Raw genomic sequence first — 5,966 nt, forward strand, 5'->3', positions numbered from 1 at the left:
TGGCCGGCAGCGGACATCCAGTTCGCCGACAGTTTGATGTCGGAGAGCTTGTTGATGCGCGAAGCGGCAATGTTGGTCAGGGTTTCGCCGATGGCCATGCGGCCCGACGCCGGAGCGTCCAGCAGCGCCAGCGGAGTGCGCTCGCCCATCGCCATCGCTTCACCGGTGTAGACGTCGAAACTGGTGGCGGTGACGGCAACGTCGGCCACCGGAACCTGCCATGGGCCGACCATCTGGTCACGGGCCACAAGGCCGGTGATGGTGCGGTCGCCGATGGTGATCAGGAAGCTTTTGCTTGCCACGGCCGGGTGGTGCAGGACGCGTTCGATGCTTTCGCCGATGTCGAGGTTCGACGGATCGAAGTCATCACCCAGCTCGGCTTCGCGAACCACCGAACGGTGCATGCGCGGGGCCTTGCCCAGCAACACTTCCAGTGGCATGTCCACCGGGTTGTTGCCGAAGTGGCTGTCGGTCACGGTCAGTTGCGGCTCGGCGGTAGCTTCACCGACAACGGCAAACGGGCAACGCTCACGTTCGCAGATCGCCTTGAAGCGCTCGAAATCGGCCGGGCCGACCGCCAGAACGTAACGTTCCTGGGATTCGTTGGACCAGATTTCGTGCGGGGCCATGCCCGGCTCGTCGTTTGGAATGTTGCGCAGTTCGAAACGGCCACCGCGGTCGCCGTCGTTGACCAGTTCCGGGAAGGCGTTGGACAGACCGCCCGCGCCCACGTCGTGGATGAAGCTGATCGGGTTCTTGTCGCCCAGCTGCCAGCAACGGTCGATGACTTCCTGGCAGCGACGCTCCATTTCAGGGTTTTCACGCTGAACGGAAGCGAAGTCCAGATCCGCCGAGCTGGTGCCGGTGGCCATGGAGGAAGCAGCGCCACCGCCCAGACCGATCAACATCGCCGGGCCGCCGAGGACGATCAGCTTGGAGCCGACCAGAATCTCGCCTTTCTTGACGTGCTCTTCACGGATGTTGCCCATGCCGCCAGCCAGCATGATCGGCTTGTGGTAACCGCGAACTTCGTCACCGTGCGGGGTGGTGATCGATTGTTCGAAGGTACGGAAGTAGCCGGTCAGGGCCGGACGGCCAAATTCGTTGTTGAACGCAGCGCCGCCCAGCGGGCCTTCGATCATGATGTCCAGCGCGTTGACGATGCGCTCGGGCTTGCCGTACGGCACTTCCCACGGCTGTTCGAAGCCCGGGATCTGCAGGTTCGATACGGTGAAACCGGTCAGGCCGGCCTTCGGTTTGGCACCACGACCGGTTGCACCTTCGTCGCGGATCTCGCCGCCGGAGCCGGTGGACGCGCCCGGGAACGGAGCGATCGCGGTCGGGTGGTTGTGGGTTTCGACCTTCATCAGGATGTGCACCGGCTCCTGCACCGCGCCGTACTGGCGGGTTTCCGGATCCGGGAAGAAGCGGCCGGCGACGTTGCCGACGATCACCGAAGCGTTGTCCTTGTAAGCGGACAGCACGCCTTCGCTGTGCATCTGATAGGTGTTCTTGATCATGCCGAACAGGCTTTTTTCCTGGCTCTCGCCGTCAATATCCCAACTGGCGTTGAAGATCTTGTGGCGGCAGTGCTCGGAGTTGGCCTGGGCGAACATCATCAGTTCGATGTCGTGCGGGTTGCGCTTGAGACCGTTGAAGGCGTTGACCAGATAGTCGATCTCGTCTTCGGCCAGGGCCAGGCCCAGTTCGACGTTGGCTTTTTCCAGTGCGGCGCGACCGCCGCCGAGGATTTCGATGGCGGTCAGCGGCTTCGGTTCGGCGTGGCTGAACAGACCGGCGGCCTGCTCGAGGTTGGCCAGAACGATCTGAGTCATGCGGTCATGCAGTACGTCTGCAATGTGCTGCGCTTCGGTTTCGCTGAACTGGCCGGCGACGTAGAACGCGATGCCGCGCTCCAGGCGCTGGATCTTGCTCAGGCCGCAGTTGCGGGCGATGTCGCTGGCCTTGCTCGACCATGGCGAGATGGTGCCGAAACGCGGCAACACCAGGAACAGACGACCGGTCGGCTCTTGAACCGGAACGCTTGGACCGTACTTCAGAAGGCGCGCAAGCACCTGCTGTTCGTCGCCGGTCAGGACGCCGGTGACTTCGGCGAAGTGAGCGAATTCAGCATACAAGCCACTGACAGCCGGAACCTTCTGGCTCAGTTGCTCAAGGAGTTTGCTGTGGCGAAAGGCAGAAAGGGCAGGAGCGCCGCGCAGGATCAACATCTTCGGGACAGCCTCGGGAAGGGGTGTGCTTTGAGGCCGTGCATTCTAGCCTAAACCGCCCTCAACATCACCCGAAACGCTACGCACGGTTGCACCCGGATGTCGAGTGGTGTTCCTGCCTTGAGGGTCAAATTTACGGGGTGTCGGAACGCGGGTTATTTTTTCTGTCACAAAATGCCTTTCGGGCCCATTCCTGCGGGGTTTCGAGCGGTTTTGTGATCCCTAGCAGACAACCCCGCAACTGTCGAGATATGGCGCCCGTTGTCCTTTGCGTATACTGCGCACATGTTTTCCCCAACGGCTTTGCGTCCGCGGTACGCCAAATGGCTGATCGCTACCGGACTCTTCCTGATGCTCAGTGGCTGTGTTGATAAACCCAACACACTCGAGCGCGTAAAGGAGGATGGCGTGCTGCGGGTGGTCACCCGAAACAGCCCCGCCACCTACTTTCAGGATCGCAGCGGTGAAACCGGCTTCGAATACGAGCTGGTGAAGCGCTTCGCCGACGATTTGGGGGTCGAGCTGAAGATCGAAACCGCCGACAACCTCGACGATCTGTTCAACCAGGTCGGCAAGCCGAACGGCCCGGTACTGGCGGCCGCCGGTCTGGTCAGCAGCGAACAGCGCAAGAAACAGGTGCGCTTCTCCCGCTCCTACCTCGAAGTCACCCCGCAGATCATCTATCGCAACGGCCAATCTCGTCCTACCGACGCCGGCGATCTGGTGGGCAAGAAGATCATGGTGCTCAAGGGCAGCACCCACGCCGAACAACTGGCGGAGCTGAAACAGAAATATCCTGGCATTCAATACGAAGAGTCCGACGCCGTTGAAGTGGTCGACCTGCTGCGCATGGTCGATGAAGGTCAGATCGACCTGACCCTGGTCGATTCCAACGAAGTGGCGATGAACCAGGTGTACTTCACCAACATCCGCGTGGCCTTCGACCTCGGTGACGCGCGCAGCCAGAGCTGGGCCGTGGCCGCTGGCGAAGACAACAGCCTGCTCAACGAGATCAACAGCTATCTGGACAAGGTGCAGAAGAACGGCACCCTGCAACGTCTGAAGGACCGTTATTACGGCCACGTCGACGTCCTCGGCTACATGGGCGCCACCACCTTCGCCCAGCATTTGCAGCAGCGGCTGCCCAAATACGAACAGCACTTCAAGGCCTACGCCAAGAAAGAGAAAGTCGACTGGCGCCTGCTGGCGGCGATCGGTTATCAGGAATCGCTGTGGCAACCGGCGGTCACCTCGAAGACCGGCGTGCGCGGGCTGATGATGCTGACCCAGAACACCGCTCAGGCCATGGGCGTTTCCAACCGTCTCGATCCGAAGCAGAGCATCATGGGCGGCGCCAAGTACCTGGCCTACATGAAGGATCAGCTCGACGAGTCGATCCAGGAACCGGATCGCACCTGGTTTGCCCTGGCGGCCTACAACGTCGGCAGCGGTCATCTGGATGACGCGCGCAAACTGGCGGCCAAGGAAGGGTTGAACCCGGACAAGTGGCTGGATGTGAAAAAGATCCTGCCGCGCCTGTCGCAGAAACAGTGGTACAGCAAGACCCGTTATGGCTACGCCCGCGGCGGCGAACCGGTGCATTTCGTGGCGAACATCCGTCGCTACTACGACATCCTGACGTGGGTGACCCAGCCGCAGCTTGAAGGCGATCAAGTGGCAGAGGGCAATCTGCATGTGCCGGGGATCGACAAGTCGAAACCGGCTCAAGAGCCCGCCCCGCTTTAACCCATCCCCAAAACAACTGTGGGAGCAAACTTGCTCCCACAGGATGTTGAAACTTAGTGTTTGGCAGCCGCCAGAATCAACGCCTTCATCTCCGACACCGCCGACTTGAAGCCAACGAACAACGCATGCGCCACCAGCGCGTGACCGATGTTCAGCTCGTTGATGCCCTTGATCGCGGCCACAGCCTCGACGTTGTGATAGTGCAGGCCATGGCCGGCATTCACGATCAGGCCTTGGGCCAGACCGAAGGCCACGCCGTCCGCCACACGCTTGAGCTCTTCCGCCACTTCGGTCGGCGTTTCGGCATCGGCGTAACGCCCGGTGTGCAGTTCGATGGCCGGTGCGCCGACGCGCTTCGACGCAGCGATCTGCCGCTCGTCGGCGTCGATGAACAGCGATACCTCGCTGCCGATCTTCGACAGACGCTCGACCGCCGCCCTGATCCGCTCTTCCTGCCCCGCCACATCCAGACCGCCTTCGGTGGTCAGCTCCTGACGGGTTTCCGGCACCAGGCAGATGTGCGCCGGACGAATGCGCTCGGCGAACGCCATCATTTCTTCGGTGACGCCCATTTCGAAGTTCATGCGGGTTTGCAGCACATCCTTGAGCAACAGCACGTCGCGCTCCTGAATGTGCCGGCGGTCTTCGCGCAGATGCACGGTGATGCCGTCGGCGCCCGCCTCTTCCGCGTCCAGCGCAGCTTTGACCGGATCCGGATAGCGCGTGCCACGGGCCTGACGCAGGGTGGCGACGTGGTCGATGTTCACGCCGAGAAGAATGCGATTGCTGGTGGTCACGGATGCGCTCCTGAATGGAAAGATTCGGCGCACAGCATACACGGGGCTACGGTTTGCGAAACAGTTCGCGACTCACGAGAGGACGGCCGCCAAGATGGACTGCAAGTGCCTGACGCATCAGGCGCTTGGCGGCGGACAGAGCGCCGGGGGCCGACCAGTCGGCTTCGGCCATGGCCAATAGTTCGGTGCCGTTGAACAGACCGGGCTGCAGCAGATAGACCCGCTCGAGTCCGGCATCCACCTGCAAGCGGTAGAGACCGTCCGCAGCGATAAGCTCGTCATTGATGTCGGTGTTCAGGGAGAAGCCGTAACCGAGGTCGTCGAGCAGCCGCCATTCGAAAGAACGCAGCAACGGTTCCAGCGGCCGGCCTTCGGCCAATGCGAGCAAGGTCGCGGCGTAATGATCAAACACCGCAGGATGCGGATCTTCGGCGGGCAACAGGCGAATCAGCAATTCATTGAGATACAGGCCGCTGAACAGTGCCTCGCCGACCATCCAGGTTGCGTTGCCGACGCTTTCCATGCGCCCGACATTCTTCAACTCACCCTTGCCGCGAAACTCCACTTCCAGCGGCACGAATGGCCGCGCCAACGTCCCGGCCTTGCCCCGCGCACTGCGCAACACCGCCCGCAGTCGACCTTGCGGCGTGAGGAAATCCACCAATGCGCTGGTTTCGCGGTAGGCGCGGGAGTGCAGGACGTAGGCGGGTTGGGCGGGAGGTGGGCTTTGCGACATTGAGTTCTCGATGACGAAACGCAGTTTTACACACACCCCAAAACTACTGTGGGAGCGGGCTTGCTCGCGAAAGCGGTGAGTCAGTCAAAGTATATGTCGACTGATCCGGCGCATTCGCGAGCAAGCCCGCTCCCACAGGGGGTTCTCTGGTGTAGCAGAAAACCGATGTTACAGGTCGCCGTAACCCAGCGAACGCAGCGCGCGCTCGTCGTCGGACCAGCCGCCCTTCACCTTGACCCACAGGTTGAGCATGATCTTGGAGTCGAACAGCAGCTCCATGTCCTTGCGCGCCTCGGTGCCAATGCGCTTGATGCGCTCGCCCTTGTCGCCAATGATGATTTTCTTCTGGCCGTCACGTTCGACGAGGATCAGCGCATGGATGTGCAGCGTCGCACCCTGCTGCTTGAACTCTTCGATTTCCACGGTGATCTGGTACGGCAGCTCGGCGCCGAGCTG

Annotated in this window: 5 protein-coding genes; 1 reads left to right on the forward strand and 4 read right to left on the reverse strand. The window is 61.5% G+C overall.

From position 1 onward, the window contains the following. Positions 1-2,231, reverse strand: a 2,231-nt coding sequence (gene purL, locus K5E37_RS29145) for a phosphoribosylformylglycinamidine synthase (RefSeq protein ID WP_221535815.1), incomplete at its 3' end; no start/stop codon positions are given. 285 nt (positions 2,232-2,516) lie between these two features. Between purL and mltF the strand changes: the two genes are divergently transcribed. Continuing rightward, positions 2,517-3,977: a membrane-bound lytic murein transglycosylase MltF gene (gene mltF / locus K5E37_RS29150; RefSeq protein WP_011332593.1), complete on the forward strand. Its 1,461-nt coding sequence runs from the start codon at positions 2,517-2,519 to the stop codon at positions 3,975-3,977. A 53-nt stretch (positions 3,978-4,030) separates the two neighbouring features. On the opposite strand, the gene pdxJ is transcribed toward mltF, so the two are convergent. The 3 genes from pdxJ to K5E37_RS29165 form a co-directional block, all read right to left on the reverse strand. Further along, the gene (gene pdxJ, locus K5E37_RS29155) at positions 4,031-4,774 is read right to left on the reverse strand and encodes a pyridoxine 5'-phosphate synthase (RefSeq protein WP_064382428.1); all 744 of its coding nucleotides are present in this window, start codon (positions 4,772-4,774) and stop codon (positions 4,031-4,033) included. Positions 4,775-4,820: 46 nt separating this feature from the next. Continuing rightward, on the reverse strand, positions 4,821-5,510 hold the full coding sequence (recO, locus tag K5E37_RS29160) for a DNA repair protein RecO (protein ID WP_221535816.1): 690 nt from the start codon (positions 5,508-5,510) through the stop codon (positions 4,821-4,823). A 168-nt stretch (positions 5,511-5,678) separates the two neighbouring features. Next, a partial coding sequence (locus tag K5E37_RS29165) for a KH domain-containing protein (protein ID WP_221535817.1) occupies positions 5,679-5,966 on the reverse strand: 288 nt, incomplete at its 5' end.

The organism is Pseudomonas sp. RIT778 (genome assembly GCF_019718735.1).
Taxonomy (GTDB): Bacteria; Pseudomonadota; Gammaproteobacteria; order Pseudomonadales; family Pseudomonadaceae; genus Aquipseudomonas; species Aquipseudomonas aphyarum.

Excerpts from the sequence above, each read along its gene's own strand:
- mltF (WP_011332593.1), top strand. The coding sequence starts at position 2,517 with ATGTTTTCCCCAACGGCTTTGCGTCCGCGGTACGCCAAATGGCTGATC.
- recO (WP_221535816.1), bottom strand. The coding sequence starts at position 5,510 with ATGTCGCAAAGCCCACCTCCCGCCCAACCCGCCTACGTCCTGCACTCC.